Origin of the sequence: Nocardia sp. NPDC056564 (assembly GCF_042793755.1) — a bacterium.
Taxonomy (GTDB): domain Bacteria; phylum Actinomycetota; class Actinomycetes; order Mycobacteriales; family Mycobacteriaceae; genus Nocardia.
The window spans coordinates 104,143-119,725 of sequence record NZ_JBHTUR010000010.1 but is presented as its reverse complement, the minus strand read 5'-3'; the positions used below and the strand labels follow the sequence as shown (position 1 = coordinate 119,725).

15 protein-coding genes are annotated in these 15,583 nt (G+C 68.9%); 5 read left to right on the top strand and 10 right to left on the bottom strand.

Annotated features, from left to right (window positions below; translation table 11 throughout):
- The first annotated feature begins 32 nt into the window (after nucleotides 1-32).
- Both ACFQ9K_RS24440 and ACFQ9K_RS24435 read left to right on the top strand, forming a co-directional pair.
- Entirely contained in the window at nucleotides 33-713 is a 681-nt protein-coding gene (locus ACFQ9K_RS24440; RefSeq protein WP_378721394.1) for a TetR/AcrR family transcriptional regulator, read from the top strand.
- Between the two features lie 52 nt (nucleotides 714-765).
- A complete protein-coding gene (locus tag ACFQ9K_RS24435; RefSeq protein ID WP_378721393.1) occupies nucleotides 766-1,761 on the top strand; it encodes a zinc-binding dehydrogenase in 996 nt (331 codons plus the stop codon).
- Between the two features lie 55 nt (nucleotides 1,762-1,816).
- Here ACFQ9K_RS24435 and ACFQ9K_RS24430 read toward each other — a convergent pair whose 3' ends face one another.
- The 6 genes from ACFQ9K_RS24430 to ACFQ9K_RS24405 all read right to left on the bottom strand — a co-directional run bounded on the left by ACFQ9K_RS24430 (nucleotide 1,817) and on the right by ACFQ9K_RS24405 (nucleotide 9,645).
- Nucleotides 1,817-2,491, bottom strand: a complete 675-nt coding sequence (locus tag ACFQ9K_RS24430) for an O-methyltransferase (protein ID WP_378721392.1) — start codon at nucleotides 2,489-2,491, stop codon at nucleotides 1,817-1,819.
- A 203-nt stretch (nucleotides 2,492-2,694) separates the two neighbouring features.
- Entirely contained in the window at nucleotides 2,695-4,311 is a 1,617-nt protein-coding gene (locus ACFQ9K_RS24425) for a tetratricopeptide repeat protein (RefSeq protein WP_378721391.1), read from the bottom strand.
- A gap of 392 nt (nucleotides 4,312-4,703) precedes the next feature.
- Nucleotides 4,704-6,524, bottom strand: coding sequence for a hypothetical protein (locus ACFQ9K_RS24420; RefSeq protein ID WP_378721390.1), 1,821 nt, complete (start codon nucleotides 6,522-6,524; stop codon nucleotides 4,704-4,706).
- Nucleotides 6,525-6,586: 62 nt separating this feature from the next.
- The gene (locus ACFQ9K_RS24415; RefSeq protein WP_378721389.1) at nucleotides 6,587-7,855 is read right to left on the bottom strand and encodes an ABC transporter substrate-binding protein; all 1,269 of its coding nucleotides are present in this window, start codon (nucleotides 7,853-7,855) and stop codon (nucleotides 6,587-6,589) included.
- A 60-nt stretch (nucleotides 7,856-7,915) separates the two neighbouring features.
- Complete coding sequence (locus tag ACFQ9K_RS24410; protein ID WP_378721388.1) at nucleotides 7,916-9,214, bottom strand: SPFH domain-containing protein; 1,299 nt, start codon at nucleotides 9,212-9,214, stop codon at nucleotides 7,916-7,918.
- Nucleotides 9,214-9,645: an NfeD family protein gene (locus ACFQ9K_RS24405; RefSeq protein ID WP_364731303.1), complete on the bottom strand. Its 432-nt coding sequence runs from the start codon at nucleotides 9,643-9,645 to the stop codon at nucleotides 9,214-9,216. The genes ACFQ9K_RS24410 and ACFQ9K_RS24405 overlap by 1 nt, the downstream gene beginning before the upstream one ends.
- A gap of 121 nt (nucleotides 9,646-9,766) precedes the next feature.
- On the opposite strand from ACFQ9K_RS24405, the gene ACFQ9K_RS24400 reads away from it, so the two are divergent.
- The 3 genes from ACFQ9K_RS24400 to ACFQ9K_RS24390 all read left to right on the top strand — a co-directional run bounded on the left by ACFQ9K_RS24400 (nucleotide 9,767) and on the right by ACFQ9K_RS24390 (nucleotide 12,276).
- Nucleotides 9,767-10,594, top strand: coding sequence for a DUF3097 domain-containing protein (locus ACFQ9K_RS24400; protein ID WP_378721387.1), 828 nt, complete (start codon nucleotides 9,767-9,769; stop codon nucleotides 10,592-10,594).
- 90 nt (nucleotides 10,595-10,684) lie between these two features.
- Complete coding sequence (locus ACFQ9K_RS24395; RefSeq protein ID WP_378721386.1) at nucleotides 10,685-11,500, top strand: hypothetical protein; 816 nt, start codon at nucleotides 10,685-10,687, stop codon at nucleotides 11,498-11,500.
- A 23-nt stretch (nucleotides 11,501-11,523) separates the two neighbouring features.
- Entirely contained in the window at nucleotides 11,524-12,276 is a 753-nt protein-coding gene (locus tag ACFQ9K_RS24390; RefSeq protein ID WP_378721385.1) for a serine protease, read from the top strand.
- Nucleotides 12,277-12,321: 45 nt separating this feature from the next.
- Here ACFQ9K_RS24390 and ACFQ9K_RS24385 read toward each other — a convergent pair whose 3' ends face one another.
- The 4 genes from ACFQ9K_RS24385 to fabG1 all read right to left on the bottom strand — a co-directional run bounded on the left by ACFQ9K_RS24385 (nucleotide 12,322) and on the right by fabG1 (nucleotide 15,582).
- Nucleotides 12,322-12,801: a hypothetical protein gene (locus ACFQ9K_RS24385; protein ID WP_378721384.1), complete on the bottom strand. Its 480-nt coding sequence runs from the start codon at nucleotides 12,799-12,801 to the stop codon at nucleotides 12,322-12,324.
- Between the two features lie 70 nt (nucleotides 12,802-12,871).
- Nucleotides 12,872-13,933, bottom strand: a complete 1,062-nt coding sequence (locus tag ACFQ9K_RS24380; RefSeq protein ID WP_378721383.1) for a ferrochelatase — start codon at nucleotides 13,931-13,933, stop codon at nucleotides 12,872-12,874.
- A gap of 17 nt (nucleotides 13,934-13,950) precedes the next feature.
- A complete protein-coding gene (gene inhA, locus ACFQ9K_RS24375; RefSeq protein ID WP_150404436.1) occupies nucleotides 13,951-14,787 on the bottom strand; it encodes an NADH-dependent enoyl-ACP reductase InhA in 837 nt (278 codons plus the stop codon).
- Between the two features lie 78 nt (nucleotides 14,788-14,865).
- Entirely contained in the window at nucleotides 14,866-15,582 is a 717-nt protein-coding gene (gene fabG1 / locus ACFQ9K_RS24370; RefSeq protein ID WP_378721382.1) for a 3-oxoacyl-ACP reductase FabG1, read from the bottom strand.
- Between the last annotated feature and the right edge of the window lies 1 nt (nucleotide 15,583).

Genomic DNA, 15,583 nt, shown 5'->3' with positions numbered 1-15,583 from the left:
AAGCTCCCCCGGAAGTGAAAGTGAGTCATGGGATGTCTGAGCTCAAGCTCAACCGAGCCGCCATCATCGACACCGCGATAACGCTTGCCGACGAAGAGGGTCTCGACGCGTTGTCCATGCGCCGGATCGCCGACAAGCTGGGCGTCGGCGCCATGTCCCTGTACCGGCACGTGGCGAACAAGGACGAACTGCTCGCCGAGATGACCGACGAGGTGGCCAGACGCAATCCCTACCCCTCCGCGGAGGGACAGCAGTGGACCTGGCGCGATCGGGTGCGCATCGCCGCTGAGATCGATTGGGCGCTCTATCAGCAACATCCGTGGGTTCTGCTCACCTTCGCGACGCCGCGCTACAGCTTCGGTCCGATGAGTCTGGCCTGCCTGGCCTGGATGGTCGAGGGATTTTCCGAGCTCAATGTGTCGACCAGGGAAGCCACGACCATGGCGTTCACCGTGTGGAATCACATCTCCGGCGCGACCCTGCCGCACATCAGCGCCGCGCTGATGGCGCGCAAGGGCATGAACCCCGAGGGCGACAACGGGCTGCGCACCATGCTGAAAGGAAGATCACAATTCCCGGTGCCCGCCGCGCTCGCGGATCTGGAGGGCAGCGGGATCAACGATCTATCCCAGGAAGATCTGCTCTATGCCGGTCTCGCCGCTTTGTGCGACGGCTTTGAGGCCAAGGCGCGGCTGCGGGCCGACTTGACCTGAACCTAGCTTCATGTTGCACGGTGGTCGGCGACCATCACGAACAGGAGCCACCGTGCACGCGATCCGCCTTCATGCCTTTGGCCCGGCCGACAATCTGCGCTACGAGACCGTTCCCGATCCGAGTCCAGGGGCGGGTCAGGTGCGAATTGCCGTGGCGGCGGCCGGGGTTCATCTGATCGACACGGCGTTGCGCAAGGGGTTGCCCGGGCCGTATCCGGTTCCGGAGCTGCCCACCGTTCCCGGCCGCGAGGTCGCCGGGACGATCGACGCGGTGGGCGCCGAGGTCGATCCGGGGTGGGTCGGCAAGCGGGTGGTCGCGCACCTGGGCATGGTGCCCGGCGGTTATGCCGAGCTCGCGGTGACGGAAGTGGCTCGGCTGCACGAGATCCCGGACGGACTCGGGACCGCCGAAGCGGTGGCGATGATCGGAACCGGGCGCACGACCATGGGCATTCTGCAATTCACCGAACTCGGTCCGGACAGCGTCGTCATCGTGACCGCCGCCGCGGGCGGAATCGGCACGCTGCTGGTGCAATTCGCGAAGAATGCCGGAGCGACCGTGATCGGTCTCGCTGGTGGGCCCGCGAAAGTCGAACTGGTGCGACGCAACGGGGCCGATCTTGCCGTCGACTATCTACTTCCCGACTGGCCGGAACAGGTCCGGCGTTTCCTCAGGGATCGGCGTGCGACAGTCCTTTTCGATTCGGTAGGCGCGGAGACGGCGCGTGCCGCCATCGATCTGCTGGGTAAGGGCGGACAGCATCTGGTATTCGGTGCGTCCGGGCAGAGCCCGAAAGACGCGACAGCGCTGACCCTTTCCGCGGAGGAACTGGCCGCTCGCGGCATCACCTCCGAGTTCGTGCTCGGACCGCCGATGATCCAGCGCGCCGGTGGCGACGTCCGAGTGCTCGAGCATCGGTCGATGGCGGAGGCGGCGGCCGGGCGGTTGCGGCCCGCGGTGCAGGAGTTCCCGCTGGCCGAGGCTGCCGCGGCGCACCGGGCCCTGGAGACGCGGGCGACCGTCGGCAAGGTTGTGCTGGTTCCGTGAAACCGATTGAGCCGTCCGTCTCCGCCGAGCGTCCAGCGCCCGCGATCGCCTGGTCTCAGTCCGTCTCGTCTTTCACCACCGCGTAGGCGAACCCGTCCCAGCCCTTGCTGCCGACGGTCTGCACGACGGTCGCGTCCAGGGTCGGCTCGGCGGCGAACAACTCGACGACGGCGCGGCTGGCGCGGATCGTCTCGTCTTCGGAGACCGAGTCGGCCAGGCCGCCCTTGCGAACGACGTTGTCGACGATGATCACCGAGCCCGGCCGGGTCAGCTTCAGCGCCCACCGGACGTAGTTCGAGTTGTTGACCTTATCGGCGTCGATGAACACCAGGTCGAACGGTTCCTGCCCCTCCTCGGCGAGCACCGGGAGGCTGTCCAGCGCCGCGCCGACCCGGATGTCGACCCGATCGCCGACCCCCGCGTTGTCGAGGTTCGTGCGCGCGACCTCGGCATGCTCGGCCTTGAACTCGAGCGTGACCACCTGCCCCTTCTCCCCCACCGCACGCGCCAGCCAGATCGTGCTGTACCCGCCCAGCGTGCCGATCTCCAGCACCCGCCGCGCCCGCGCGGTCACCGCGAGCAGATACAGAAACTTCCCCTGCGGCGGCGAGACATCGATCGCGGGCAGTCGCGCGGCCGCATTCGCCGTCAGCGCCGCCGCGGTATCCGCGTCCCGCACCAGAGTGTCCACGATGTAGCTGTCTACATCGCCCCATTCGGTAGTCGTCATACCTCGCAGTCTGCCACCGAACCCGTCCCCCTCGCCGAGATCCGCACCCGCCCATGACCAACGAGACACTCGCCGCGACATTCGCACCTGGACTCGGGATCGGCAGTCGGAATAGGGGCCTACAGCGGGTTCGGATCTCGAGAAAGGATGCGGATTCACTGGAGGCGAGCGTCTACTCGCCGTGAGGTCGCGGTGGGTTCGGGTCAGTGGGGGGCGTTGATGGGGAGGGGCCAGTGGTCGATGTGGTCCAGGACCGTGCGGTTGGTGCCGGCCAAGGCCGAACGGGCCTGGGCGACATAGCGTTCGGCGTAGCACCCGGTGCGGTGGGGGCGGTGCAGGCGGTGCGCTTCGGCCAGCCAGCCGCTGGCTTGGCGTTGGACCTCGGGGCGGGTGAGCCGGTGACCGGCGGCGAAGAGGGGGCCGCCATATTGCGGGGCGACGACTACGGCGGAGCCGAGGTGTTGCAAGCACCGAGCGACGCCGAGGTCGTCGGCCAGAGTGCGGTAGCCGGTCAGTGCCTGCTGCCAGCAACGCAAGGCACGGCGGAATTCGCCGCGCGCCCACCACACGACGCCCATCGTCTCCTGGACCTGGGCGCGCCCGTCGGGGTCACGGCCGGTGCGGGTCAGCGATTCGGCCAGGTCGAGGCGGTCCTGAGCCGCATCGAGGCGGCCCTGGTGGATATGCACGACGGCCAGGTTGATCAACGCGCAGACCTCGCCCGCCACGTCTTCCCGTGGGAGCAACCACCAGGCGGCCTCCAACCGGTCGGCCACCACGGGCAGGACGTCGCGCTGCCACCGGTGTACGGACAGGCGGCGGCGCGAACCGTTCAGCAGGCGCAGCGCACGCCGGTGTGCCCAACGCGCGGCCAGGCTGGTGGATAGGTTGCGTGGCCGGTACCGCTTCGGTCGGCGGCGCAGCCGGCCCGCCCGGATGTGCACCAGATCCCGTTGCACCACAAGGTTTTCCAACCCGGATGCGCGGGTGAGCCGGGCAGCCACGCCGCGATAGTTCTCCGGCTCGCCGATTCGGGCATACCACCCGTCCAGCGCATCGCCTATTCGCACCAACTCCGGCACGAGAGCGACCGGCACGGAGGTATCGAGTGCCACGCAGGCGGAGACCAGGCCTCGAAGCCGCGGCTCCTCCGCCTTGAACCACCGGCGCGCGCCCGCGGCGAAGCGCACCGAATCCAATGCGGACGCCCACCGGGTGGCGCGATCCGCGTAGTAGTGCACGAACGCGGTCAACGCCGCCCGCCACTGCGCGCCGGCGGCGACCTGCGAACGGTCGGGCAGTTCCGGCACCTTGACCAGGCAGTAGCGGTCCACGCCCAACGTTGCCACGATGCCCGCCCGGAGGAGATCGGCGAGCAACAGCTCGGCCGTGGCATGCGGCTCGACCCGCTCCACCGGCAGCCGTGCCGGTGCGTCGAGAGCGGCGGTCAGCACGGCAAGCAATGCGGCCGTTTCGAAATCACGCCCGGGCAGATCGCGCAACACCGCGATCAACTCGTAGTCCCACGCCGGATAGAACACTTGGCGCGGACGTTCCACCGCCGCCGCCCGCACCCTGGCCCCCGGTTCGACCAGATCCGCGATCAGCTCGAGTTCCTGTGCGGTACGGACCTTTTCGCGATACCGCTGCACGAACCGGTAGCCCACATAGACCGCTGCCGCGGCAACGACGAGCACCGACAGCCACCGCAACGCCCCCGCCGCCACCTTGACCGCGGTGCTCTCCCCTAACGAGTTCAGCACCAGATTGCGCGCCAACTCGAACAGCAGCGCATAGGCCACCACCGACGCCGTACCCAAAAACCCTTGCCAAATAGACGATCTCGGCGTCCCAGGCTCGACCTGCGACTCCCCCTCCCGCCGCCCAGCCACCCCAGGATCACTCACCGCAAACACCCCCATCGCACGCGCCCATCCCTGACGATGCCGCCACATCAAGGGCCACCGGTGCCGCCGCACACGCCCCTACCGCCGAGACACGCTGCGACACAGAGTCTCCGGAGTGGCTCATCGCACGCCTCCGCCACTCGGCGCCGAGATCTCCGGCAAGTCCGCCGAGCCGTCGACGGCGGCGCGGACTCGTCGTGCGGACTCTTGCGACGCCAGCGGATCGCGGCCCGAACGTGCTGCGGCCTCCGAGGATTCCGCCGGGACACGTTGCCGCGCTATACCTTCAGACCCACCGAGCGTGCTCATCGCAGGGCTCCGCCGGTGAGGCCGGGTACCAGCCAGCGGCGCCAGGTGGCCAGGAGTAGTGCGACCGGCAGGATGGCCGACATCAGAGCGCCTGCGGCCAATTGGGCGAAGTTCTCGGTGAACTGGCGGGCTTCGCCCCAGAGAAGGAGGGACCACGGCGTCGCGCCGGCGCCGCTGATCAGCAGGCCGATCACGAAATCGTTCCAGACCTGGATGAATTCGAGCACCGCCACCGCACCGAGGGCCGGGCCCGCGGAGGTCAGTACCCGTCGGGCGATCGTGCCCGGACCGGCCAGGCCGTACAGGGCGTCGGCGGCGGGGCTGCCCGGCGCGGCGAGCAGGGCGCCGCGTAGCACCAGGATGGCGATGGGCAGGCCGGCCGCGGCGTGCAGCAGGATCAACGGGATTCGGGTGCCGGAGAGTCCGTAACTGTCGATGAAGGCGTTCACCGGGCCGAGATAGCTTTGCACCGGCAGCACCGAGAGCAGGACCAGGCAGACCACCGCGATGCCGGCGGCGGGCCGGTTCGGTCGCAGCGCCGCGAGCCGATACGCGACCGGCACCGCGGCGGTCACCACGACGACGGTGGTCAGGCCCGCCACCCACACGGTCGTCTCCAGCGACCGCAGCAGAGCCGGGTCACGCCACATGCGGGCGATCGCGCCCATCCCCCAACCGTCCCGGTCCCGGAGCATGGCCAGGATCAGCGCGACGATCGGAATCAACGCCACGCCCGAGACCGTCAGCATCCCGAGCATCCGCAGCGGATTCGCCGGCGGCCGCGCCACCGGCCCGGCCTGCTCCGATGGCGCGGACCAGCTGATCCGATGCCTGCGCACACCGGTCTGCAACAGCCAGGCGATCAGGCCGACCAGCACGGCGAGCGGCAGCCCGTACGCCGCCGCGACGCCCGGCTCGGTGTCGGCGTCCACGGCCAGCCGCCACCAGTGCACGGTGGCGCTGTCCACCTGATACTGGATCGAACCGGGCACCCCGATCAGCACCACGTCGAAGACCCTGGCCGCGGCGACGCCAACGGCGAGTCCGACGATCAGTACCACCGGGCGCAGTAATGCGTAGAGCCGCACCGGCAATCGCCTGCCCTCGCCCCGGTACAGATAGTTCGCGCGCACCGGGTCGGACTCTATCGCCCGGATGCCCGCGCGGAACAGACCGGTGACGAAGCCGAGCCAGGTCCACAGGAACGCCGACGCCAGCATCGCCACGAACCAGATCCGATAAACCGCAACACTTTCGATGCCGAGCCGATCCCCGAGGTACTGGAAGATCAGCCGGAAGGCAACGCCGGACACCACCGCCGAGATCCCGAACGGCACGATCAGCGATCGCCACAACCACCGTGAATCCCTTCCCCACCAAGCGATCCCGAACGCCAGCCCCAACAGCACCACCCCGAACAGCACCCACATCAGCGTGCGCAGATAGGCCCAACTGCCGTCCCGCCCCAGGGCGGTGCCGAGCAACCACAGCCCCGCGACCAGCGGTGCGCTCGGGAACGGCCACAGCACCGCGACCACGAGCACGCCCGGAATCGGCCACGGCCCCACCCGAAGTGCCGAATGCGATCGATGCCGGACGAGCAGGGTCAGCCCGACCGCGCCGACCGCGACCAGCAGACTCGAACCGACCACCAGCGGCCGCGCCCGCACCGCGAGCACCACAGTCCACACCACCGGCACCGCGATCAGCGACACCGTCAGCACGGTCGCGGGCAGTCCGGCCGCCCAGCCGATCCATCGCCGCGGATGGCTGCCCGCGACCAGCGGCCCGCGCATCCGGCGGGTAGCGAGCTCCAACGCCAGCCCGTGCGACTGATATTCGGGTGATCCGCTCCTCGCCGCATTCCCACTCGGACCCGTCATCGCCGCCCCCGGTCCACCGCGTTCAGCGCGGCGATCGCGCGATCGGTCGCCTCGTCGAGTCGTTCGGTCTGCCCGTCGCCGACCGCGATCAAGAAGTCGGTCAGTATGCGCCACAACCCGTTTCGGCCGCCGACCGCGCCGATCCGATCGGACAGGTCGAACGCGGTGCGGGTGCCGAGGGTGCGCGCCGCCGGTTCGAGGAAGGGCGAATATTGTGCGCTCGTCCGCAGATTCGGGCCGATGAAGCCGCCGTAGTCCGTGATCCACGGCAGCGGCGCCGCCGGCTCGGCCAGCGCCCTGACCAGGTCCATCGCACGATCGGAGGCGGACTCGGTCACCACCATCACGTCGCCGCCGACGATCCGCGGCGGGGCCTGCCCGGCCGCGACGGCGGGAAAGGCGGCGACGCCGACCACATCTTCGGCGCGCCGCCCGGACCGGCGCACGGCCGCCCGGACGATCGGTTCGGCGAAATCCGGCGTCACCACCATCACCGCGCGTCGATGCTCGAAAACCTCGCGGACCGCGTCCGGGAACTGGCGGGTCAACGCCGAGGCGATGCCGCCGGGAAACGCGTGCCGGTGTCCCCACAGCGAGCCGAGGTGGCCGAACGCGGCCCGCACGGCGGGACTGTCCCAGGTGCGATCGTTGCGCCCGGTGGCCACCTCGTCGTAGATCCGCGGCGACTCGGCGAGCAACGCGTTCTCGAACACGTCGGTGAGCACCCAGCCGTCCGCCGCGCCGAGGGCGAGCAGCCGGACGGGGGTCTCGGCGAGCACCTCCATCCGGTCCAGCCAGTCGGCGAGGGTCCAGCCGGCCGGATCGCCGAGGCCGTACTTCTCCACGAGTCGGCGGTCGTACCAGACCATCGACTTGTCCGCCGCCTTGAACGGCACGCCGTACGGTTTCCCGTTGTGCTGCACCAACTGCCGCCACACATCCGGGTAGCGCGAGCCGATGTCGTCGGACCACAGCGCGTCCGGAACCGGTCGCAGGTCGCGTTGCTCGGCGAGCGGGCGCACCCGCCCCGCCTGCGGCAACATCACGAGGTCCGGCGCGGACCGGCCACCCGCGGTGAACGCGGTCTCGATCTCGTCGCCGAGCGGGACGACGTCCACCTCGTGGCGGAAGTCGAGACGAGCGAGCACCGCGCGGAACGCCGCGAGTTCGGACCCGCTCCACGACACCCCGATGCGGATCGCACCGGGGTTGCCGAGCAGCAGATTCGGGGCACAGGCGGCGGCCAGCGGCGCGATGAGCGCCACTTGCAGAAGTTCCCGCCTGGTTCGCATAGCCCCCCGGAGCCCCCTACGTCGAGCGAGCGCCTACTTCGAGAAGTTCTCCGGCGGCTGCCACGGGCGACCGTGCGGGTCGTCGGGGCGGTACTGCTGGGGTTGTTGCTGCGGCGGCTGCTGTTGCGGCAACTGCTGCGGTTGCGACTGTTGCGGCGGCAACTCCTCCTGCGGCGGCATCACCGGCTGATGCGGCGACGGCTGGCGCGGGGCCACCGGCGGCGGGTTCATCAGGCCGTCCACCGAGGTGCGAGCGGTCTCCTCGGCGGCGCGCACCGCCTTGGCGATGGCCGGGTCCGGCGCGGTGTCGAACCAGTCCGCGACGTCCTCGGAGTCGTCCTCCACCTTGGTCGCCTCGCCGTCGGCCGCGGGCGGTTCGTACCGGAAGATACCGTCCTCGCCCTTGCTGCCGAAGCTGGTGGCGAAGCCCTCGAGCGCCTTGCCGAAGTCGCTCGGCACCAGCCACACCTTGTTGGCGTCGCCGCGCGCGACCATCGGCAGCGTCTGCATGTATTGGTAGGCAAGCAGTTCCGGCGTCGGCTTGCCGTTCTTGATTGCCGCGAAGACCTTCTCGATGGCCTTGGCCTGGCCTTGCGCCTGCAGATAGGAGGCGGCCCGCTCACCCTGCGCGCGCAGGATGCGGCTCTGCCGTTCACCTTCGGCCTCCAGGATCGCCGACTGCTTGGCGCCCTCGGCGGAGAGCACCTGCGCCTGCTTGGAACCCTCGGCCATCTTGATCTGCGATTCGCGGGTGCCCTCGGCGGTGAGGATCATCGCGCGCTTCTCGCGGTCGGCCTTCATCTGCTTTTCCATCGACTCCTGGATGGACGCGGGCGGGTCGATGCTCTTCAGCTCGACTCGTGCCACCCGCAGGCCCCAGCGCCCGGTCGCCTCGTCGAGCACGCCGCGCAGCTGGCCGTTGATCTGATCGCGGGAGGTCAGCGTCTGTTCCAGGGTCATGCCGCCGACCACGTTGCGCAGCGTGGTGACGGTGAGCTGCTCGACCGCGGCGATGTAGTTGCTGATCTCGTAGACCGCGGCCTGCGGGCTGGTGACCTGGAAATACACCACGGTGTCGATGTGCAGCGTGAGGTTGTCCTCGGTGATCACCGGCTGCGGCGGGAACGACACCACCCGCTCGCGCAGGTCCACCTTGGCGCGGATGCGATCGGCGAACGGAACCAGGAACGTCAGCTGACCGGACACGGTGCGCGAATACCGGCCGAGCCGCTCGATCACCGCCGCCTCGGCCTGCGGCACCAGCGCGATCGACTTGAACACCACCACCACAATCAACAACACGAGTACGGCGGCAACGATCAGTACAGCCATTACGGCCCCTTCCAGACGACGGCGGTCGCGCCTTCGATCCTCATGACATACACCTTCGTACCCGGTTCATAAACCTCGGACTCGTCCATCGGCCGCGCGGTCCACACCTCACCGCCCAGTTTCACCTGGCCGGTGTGCGCGGCGACCTCCTCCAGGACGGTCGCCGACTTGCCTTGCAACGCATCCACGTTCGTCGGAGTCGGCGGCGGCGTGCCGAAGCGGCGGCGCAGCAGCGGCCGCACGCCGAGGAACAACAGCAGCGTGAGCACACCGAAGACGACGGCATCCACCACCAGCGTGGTGTCGGCGACCGCGCTGACCCCCGCGGTGCCCAGCGCGGCGACACCGAGCATGAGCAGCGTCAGGTCACCGGTGAGCATCTCCGCCGCCGCGAGCAGGATCCCCGCGACCAGCCAAACTATTGCGGCCACGAAACCCACTCTAGTGCGCTTTCGCGCCGCGCCGGTGCTCTTGCCGCAGGTACGTGTCGCAAACGTTGCCGCACCGCGTGCGCGGGCCGAATGTGCTTCCCCGCCTGCTAGGTTCGGGCGGGTGAGCGGACATGACAGCTATGGCGGTGACATCTTCGCCGGCCACGCACGCGCCAGAAAACGGGTGGTACCGCAGGTGACGGCGGACCGCGACCTGGTCGTGGAGGACGCGGCCACCGGATTCTGCGGCGCCGTGGTCGGTTTCGATCGCAGCTACGACGGCGAGTTCGTGAAACTCGAGGACGCGCGCGGCGCGGTGCGGCTGTTCGCGCTGCGCGAGGCCGCGTTCCTGATCGACGGCGAGCCGGTCACCCTGGTCCGGCCGACGGCCGCCGCGCCGAAGAAGCAGACGCGTTCGGCGTCCGGGTCCACCCGGGTGGAGGGCCTGCGCGCCCGGATCGCCCGGACCAGCCGGATCTGGGTGGAGGGTGTGCACGACGCGGCGCTGGTCGAGCGGGTATGGGGACACGATCTGCGGGTCGAGGGTGTGGTTGTCGAACATCTGGAAGGCCTGGACAATCTGGGCGAGCGCCTCACCGAGTTCGAACCGGGACCCGGTCGCCGGGTCGGGGTGCTGGTCGATCATCTGGTCACCGGGTCGAAGGAGACTCAGCTCACCACCGGACTCGGACCGCACGTGCTCGTCACCGGTCATCCGTTCATCGACGTCTGGCAGGCGGTGCGGCCGGCGACGGTCGGGATCGAGGCCTGGCCGAACGTGCCCCGCGGCGAAGACTGGAAAACAGGCATTTGCGATCGGCTCGGCTGGGGCACCCCGCAGGAAGGCTGGCGACGGGTCTACGGCTCGGTGGAGTCCTTCCGTGACCTCGAGGCTCCGCTCATCGGCGCGGTCGAGCGGCTCATCGACTTCGTCACAGAACCGGAATAACCCGTCCAACCTGGTCGCTCGCGCCGCTGCTCAGGAATGCTCTTTCCGGGAATGCCCGCGAATAACCGTCACCCTTTATGCTCGATAATTATGTGCTCTCCTAGTGCCACGCTGACGGTGTGGGCCGGCTCCTGGCTGGCCGGCTGTAGCGCGCCCGACGACGTGTTGGAGGCCCTGCACGCGTGGGCGCCCCAGCACACCATCGCCGCCGGTGACCCGGTCACGGGTGGTCGCACCGACCTGCCGTGGTCGTCCAGGGGCAACCTGCCCGGCACCGGAATGATGGCGCTGCTCAAGGTGATTCGGGAAAGCATGGCCGAGCCGGGCGCGCAGCTGCGGCTGGTGCTGCCGGTGCCCGGCGACGTGCGCGGCCTGCCCGCCGGTACCGCCTTCGCCGCCGACGCGATCGAGGCGGAGGAGGGCCTGCTGATCGGCGTGCCCGGCGCCGAGGGCACCGGCCTGATCCCGCAGTGGACCGACGAGGACACGTTGCAGTGGGCCGTCTACAGCACGCCGATCCCCCCGGCGCCGGGCCAGGACATGTCGCTCGGCGAGGCCGAATACGCGATGCGCGAAGCGGTCCGCGACGCGGCCGACGCACTGCTGCAACTGCATACGACGTCGGTCGGTTCCGCCGACTCGGACCCGCGCGAACTCATCGAGGCCGAACTCGCCGACTACTCGCGACACGACTATCCGGACTCGATCCCGTTGCGCGCCAGGAAGATTCTCGACACCGCCGACCACGTAGCAGCAATACTCACAGTGGCACAACGAGAACCGGCGTCCTCCCCGACCTCCGCAAGCGCCATCAACACCCAGGAGTCCCTACTACGCCCGCTCTGGGACGCAATCCGCGCCGCCCGCCTGGTAGCCATCCACGCGGCCGCCCGCAGCTCGCAATGAGTTCGACCGGCAGGTGGTATAACATGCAACTTCCCCGTCGCGGTGCCGCGACCCTGGTCGCCACGTTGATCGCCCTCGGCCTGCCCGCCGCGGCGCCCGCTTCGGCGATCGTCGGTGGTGCCGAGGCCGAGGCAAGTGCTTATCCGTGGCTCGGCGCGGTCGGTAGTCCGCTGTTCTTCACCCGGCCGTCGGGCCAGTTCTGCGGTGGCGCGCTGATCTCGCCGGATCAGGTGCTCACTGCGGCGCATTGTGTATCGCTCGCCCAGGTGGTCGCCCAGGCGGTCACGGTTACCTTCGGCCGCACCGACTTACGCGACTCCGAGGGAGTCGAGGTGCACGTCAAGGACATTCGGATCCACCCGGGCTTCCATGACACCGACTTCGACGGCGAGGCCGTCCATCACAACGATCTGGCCATCCTCACCCTGGACCGTCCGCAACCCGGTCCGTTCGTGAAAGTCGCCGCCGCACAGGGGAACACCGGAACGATTCTGGGCTGGGGCGCCACCTCGGAGTCCGACGAGTCGAACACCCATCTGCGCAGCGCCACCGTCCCGCTCGTCCCGGACGCCGACTGCGCCGCCGCGTACGGCTCCGCGTTCGATCCGAACGAGATGCTGTGCGCCGGCTCCCCCGCCGCCGACACCGCCGAATACGACAGCGGCGGAACGCTTCTGGTCGACGGACAACTGGCCGGCCTCACCTCATGGGGCAAGGGCGCCGCCCGCCCGGGCTTCCCCGGGGTCTACACGAAGCTGTCCGCCGTCGGGTTCTGAAAACGGCGGACAGCTCGGTGAATCAGCTCGGTACTGCGCCGGCGGCTACTGGTACGGCTGCTGCGGGTACTGCTGCTGCGGCTGCTGCGGCGTGTACGGCTGCTGATACTGCTGCTGCGGCGCGTACTGCTGGCCCGGATAGGGCTGCTGTCCCTGATACTGCTGCGGCGAATACTGCTGCTGTTGCGCCGGATACGGCTGCTGACCAGGATATTGCTGCTGCTGGCCCGGGTATTGCTGCCCGCCATACGGCTGCTGATACGGCTGCGGCGCATTGTGCTGCTGCGGGAACTGCGTCTGCTGCTGCTGATTCGAGTTCTTCTTGCGTGAGATCACGACGAGCACCACGATGCCGAGCAGAACCAGGCCGAGACACACGAACCCGACCACCCACGAACCGCCGCTGCTCCCCCCATGGCTACGGCGCCGAGCTTCGGTCGTCTCCAGGCCGGCCGCCCAGACGCTCTGGTCGGACCAGACCTGCGGATCCAGCAGCCCGGTGGTCAACATTTCGGTATAGATCATCCAATTTCATCTTTCGCCCCGCTTCGGCTTTCTCCGAAGGCGAAGCGATGCTATCGCAATCCGATTCGCGTCACTCGGCGGACGTTGGCCGCCGCTGCGGTGCACAGCAACCGACGGCGCAGGGTGCGCCGTTCACGGTGCATCCGTAGCCGGGCACCTCGCCGAGGTGCCGGGAAGCGGTGTCGTTCAACTGCTCATCGATCAGTTCGACGACCAGCCGGGCGAAGCGCGGATCGGTGCCGGGGGTGGCGGCGCGGGCGAACGCCATGCCGAGCTCGGCGGCCCGCTCCTTCGCCTCGTTGTCCAGATCCCAGATCACCTCGAGGTGGTCGGACACGAACCCGACGGGGCAGACGATGACCGCCTCGACGTCCTTGGCCGCGAGATCGTCGAGATGATCGACGATGTCCGGGTCGAGCCACGGCACCTGCGGCGGGCCGGAGCGCGACTGCCAGACGACATCGTAGTCGGTGAAACCGGTTGCGGCGGCGGCTAGTCGGGCCGCCTCGGCGACCTGGCGGCTGTACAGGTGCCCACCGTCGGCGGGCGGTCCCGCGGCGGTGTCGGCGCTGATCGGGATGGAATGCGCGGTGAACACGAGCCGAGCACCCGCGCGCCGGTGCGCCGGAAGTTCTTCCCGCGCCGCCCGAATCGCGTCGGCGAACGCCTCGATCAACAGCGGATGATCGAAGTACTGACGCAGTTTCACCAGATCCGGGGCATCGGCGCCGAAAGCGGTTCGCGCCCTGGTGATGTCCTCGTGATACTGCAGGCATCCCGAGTACCCACCCCACGCCGACGTGGGGAACACCAGAGCGGAGCGAACACCGTCGGCGGCCATCCGCGCGACGGTGTCCTCCACCATCGGAGCCCAGTTCCGGTTACCGAAGTACACCGGGAGATCGATGCCGGCCGTGGCCAATTCGGCCTCGACCGCCGCGATGATGTCCCGGTTGAGCGCGTTGATCGGCGAGACGCCGCCGAAGTGCAGGTAGTGCTCGGCGACCTCTTCGAGCCGTTCGCGCGGCACTCCCCGACCCCGAGTGACGTTCTCCAGGAACGGCATCACGTCCTCGGGGCGTTCCGGGCCGCCGAAGGACAGCAGCAGCAGCGCATCCGCAGCCCGAACCACAATGCCCTCCTCAGAGATCAGTTGATCGACATGCCCTCGGGGAACCAGGTGTTGTGGCTGGCTCCGCCGTCGACGTAGATGATCGACGCGGTGGTGCCCGGCAGCCAGTCCGACAGCAGCGCGACGATGGACTTGGCGACCACCGTCGGGTCGTCGACGTCCCAGCCGATCGGGGACGCGCCGTCCCAGTACTCGTTGAGCTGGTTCAGCTTGGCGGCATCGTCGGTCGCGGTGCCGGCGATGGCCTTGGCGGCCAGGGTCTTGATCGGGCCCGCGGCGATCAGATTCGAGCGAATCTTCTTGGCGGCGCCCACCTCTCGCGCCACGTACCGGTTGACCGACTCGAGCGCGGCCTTCGCCACACCCATCCAGTTGTAGTACGGCATCGCGGTGCGCGGATCGAAGTCCATGCCGACGATCGAGCCGCGCTCGTTCATCACCGGCAGCACCGCGCGGGCCAGCGACGCGTAGCTCCACGCGGAGATCTCGAACGCCTTGGCCGCGTCCGGGCCCGGGCCCTCGAGGAACGGACGCGCCTCCGGACCCATCAGGGTGCGCGGCGCGAACGCGATCGAGTGCAGCACGCCGTCGACGCCCTCGGGCGCCAGCTCGCGCACCTTGTCCGCCAGTTCGGCGAGGTTTTCCTCGTTGGTGACGTCGAGCGGGATGGCCGGGGGGACCTCTTGCGGCAGCCGCTTGGCGATCCGGTCGATCAGCCGCAGCCGCTCCGGAATGCCGGTGATGATCACCTTCGCGCCCTGCTCCTGCGCGACGGCGGCCGCGTGGAACGCGATCGACGAGTCGGTGATGATGCCGGTGACCAGAATGGTCTTACCTTCGAGCAGTCCGCCCATAAGTTTTCGGTTCTCCTGGAGTCGAGTGTGGAATTGCGTGCGGCCGCCGAGGTTTCGCCGGCCGCGGGATCCGTCAGGTCAGTGGCCCATGCCCATGCCGCCGTCGACCGGGATGATCGCGCCGGACACGTAGCGGGAATCCTCGGAGGCCAGGAAGCTGACCACGGCCGCGACGTCTTCGGGCTGGCCGAGGCGCTGCAACGGGATGAACTTCTTCGCTGTGTCGCGCAGATCCTGCGGCAGCTCCGCGGTCATATCGGTCTCGATGAAGCCGGGCGCGACCACGTTCGCGGTGATCGAGCGCGAGCCGAGCTCGCGGGTGATCGAACGCGCGAGGCCGATGACACCGGCCTTGGACGACGCGTAGTTGATCTGGCCGGGGCCACCGCCGAGGCCGACGACCGAGCCGAGGAAGATCATCCGGCCCCACCGCGCCCGCAGCATCGCGCGATTGGCCCGCTTCGCACAGCGGAACGCACCGGTCAGGTTCGCGTCGATGACCTTGGTGAACTGCTCCTCGGTCATCCGCATCAGCAGCGTGTCGTCGGTGATGCCCGCGTTCGCGACCAGCACCTCGACCGGCCCCTGCTTCTCCTCGACCTCGCTGAACGCCGCATCGACCGAAGCACTATCGGTCACATCGCATTTCACGCCGAGCATGCCTTCCGGCGCGCCCGACCCACGATGCGTGACGGCCACCTTGTGGCCGTCGGCCAGCAGCCGCTGGGCGACCGCGAGCCCGATGCCGCGATTACCGCCGGTGACGAGGACGGATCGGGATGTGATGTTCGACATG

Excerpts from the sequence above, each read along its gene's own strand:
- inhA (WP_150404436.1), bottom strand. The coding sequence starts at position 14,787 with ATGGGCGGACTGCTCGAAGGTAAGACCATTCTGGTCACCGGCATCATC.
- fabG1 (WP_378721382.1), bottom strand. The coding sequence starts at position 15,582 with ATGTCGAACATCACATCCCGATCCGTCCTCGTCACCGGCGGTAATCGC.
- ACFQ9K_RS24395 (WP_378721386.1), top strand. The coding sequence starts at position 10,685 with ATGTGCTCTCCTAGTGCCACGCTGACGGTGTGGGCCGGCTCCTGGCTG.
- ACFQ9K_RS24385 (WP_378721384.1), bottom strand. The coding sequence starts at position 12,801 with ATGATCTATACCGAAATGTTGACCACCGGGCTGCTGGATCCGCAGGTC.
- ACFQ9K_RS24430 (WP_378721392.1), bottom strand. The coding sequence starts at position 2,491 with ATGACGACTACCGAATGGGGCGATGTAGACAGCTACATCGTGGACACT.
- ACFQ9K_RS24440 (WP_378721394.1), top strand. The coding sequence starts at position 33 with ATGTCTGAGCTCAAGCTCAACCGAGCCGCCATCATCGACACCGCGATA.
- ACFQ9K_RS24410 (WP_378721388.1), bottom strand. The coding sequence starts at position 9,214 with ATGGCTGTACTGATCGTTGCCGCCGTACTCGTGTTGTTGATTGTGGTG.
- ACFQ9K_RS24390 (WP_378721385.1), top strand. The coding sequence starts at position 11,524 with ATGCAACTTCCCCGTCGCGGTGCCGCGACCCTGGTCGCCACGTTGATC.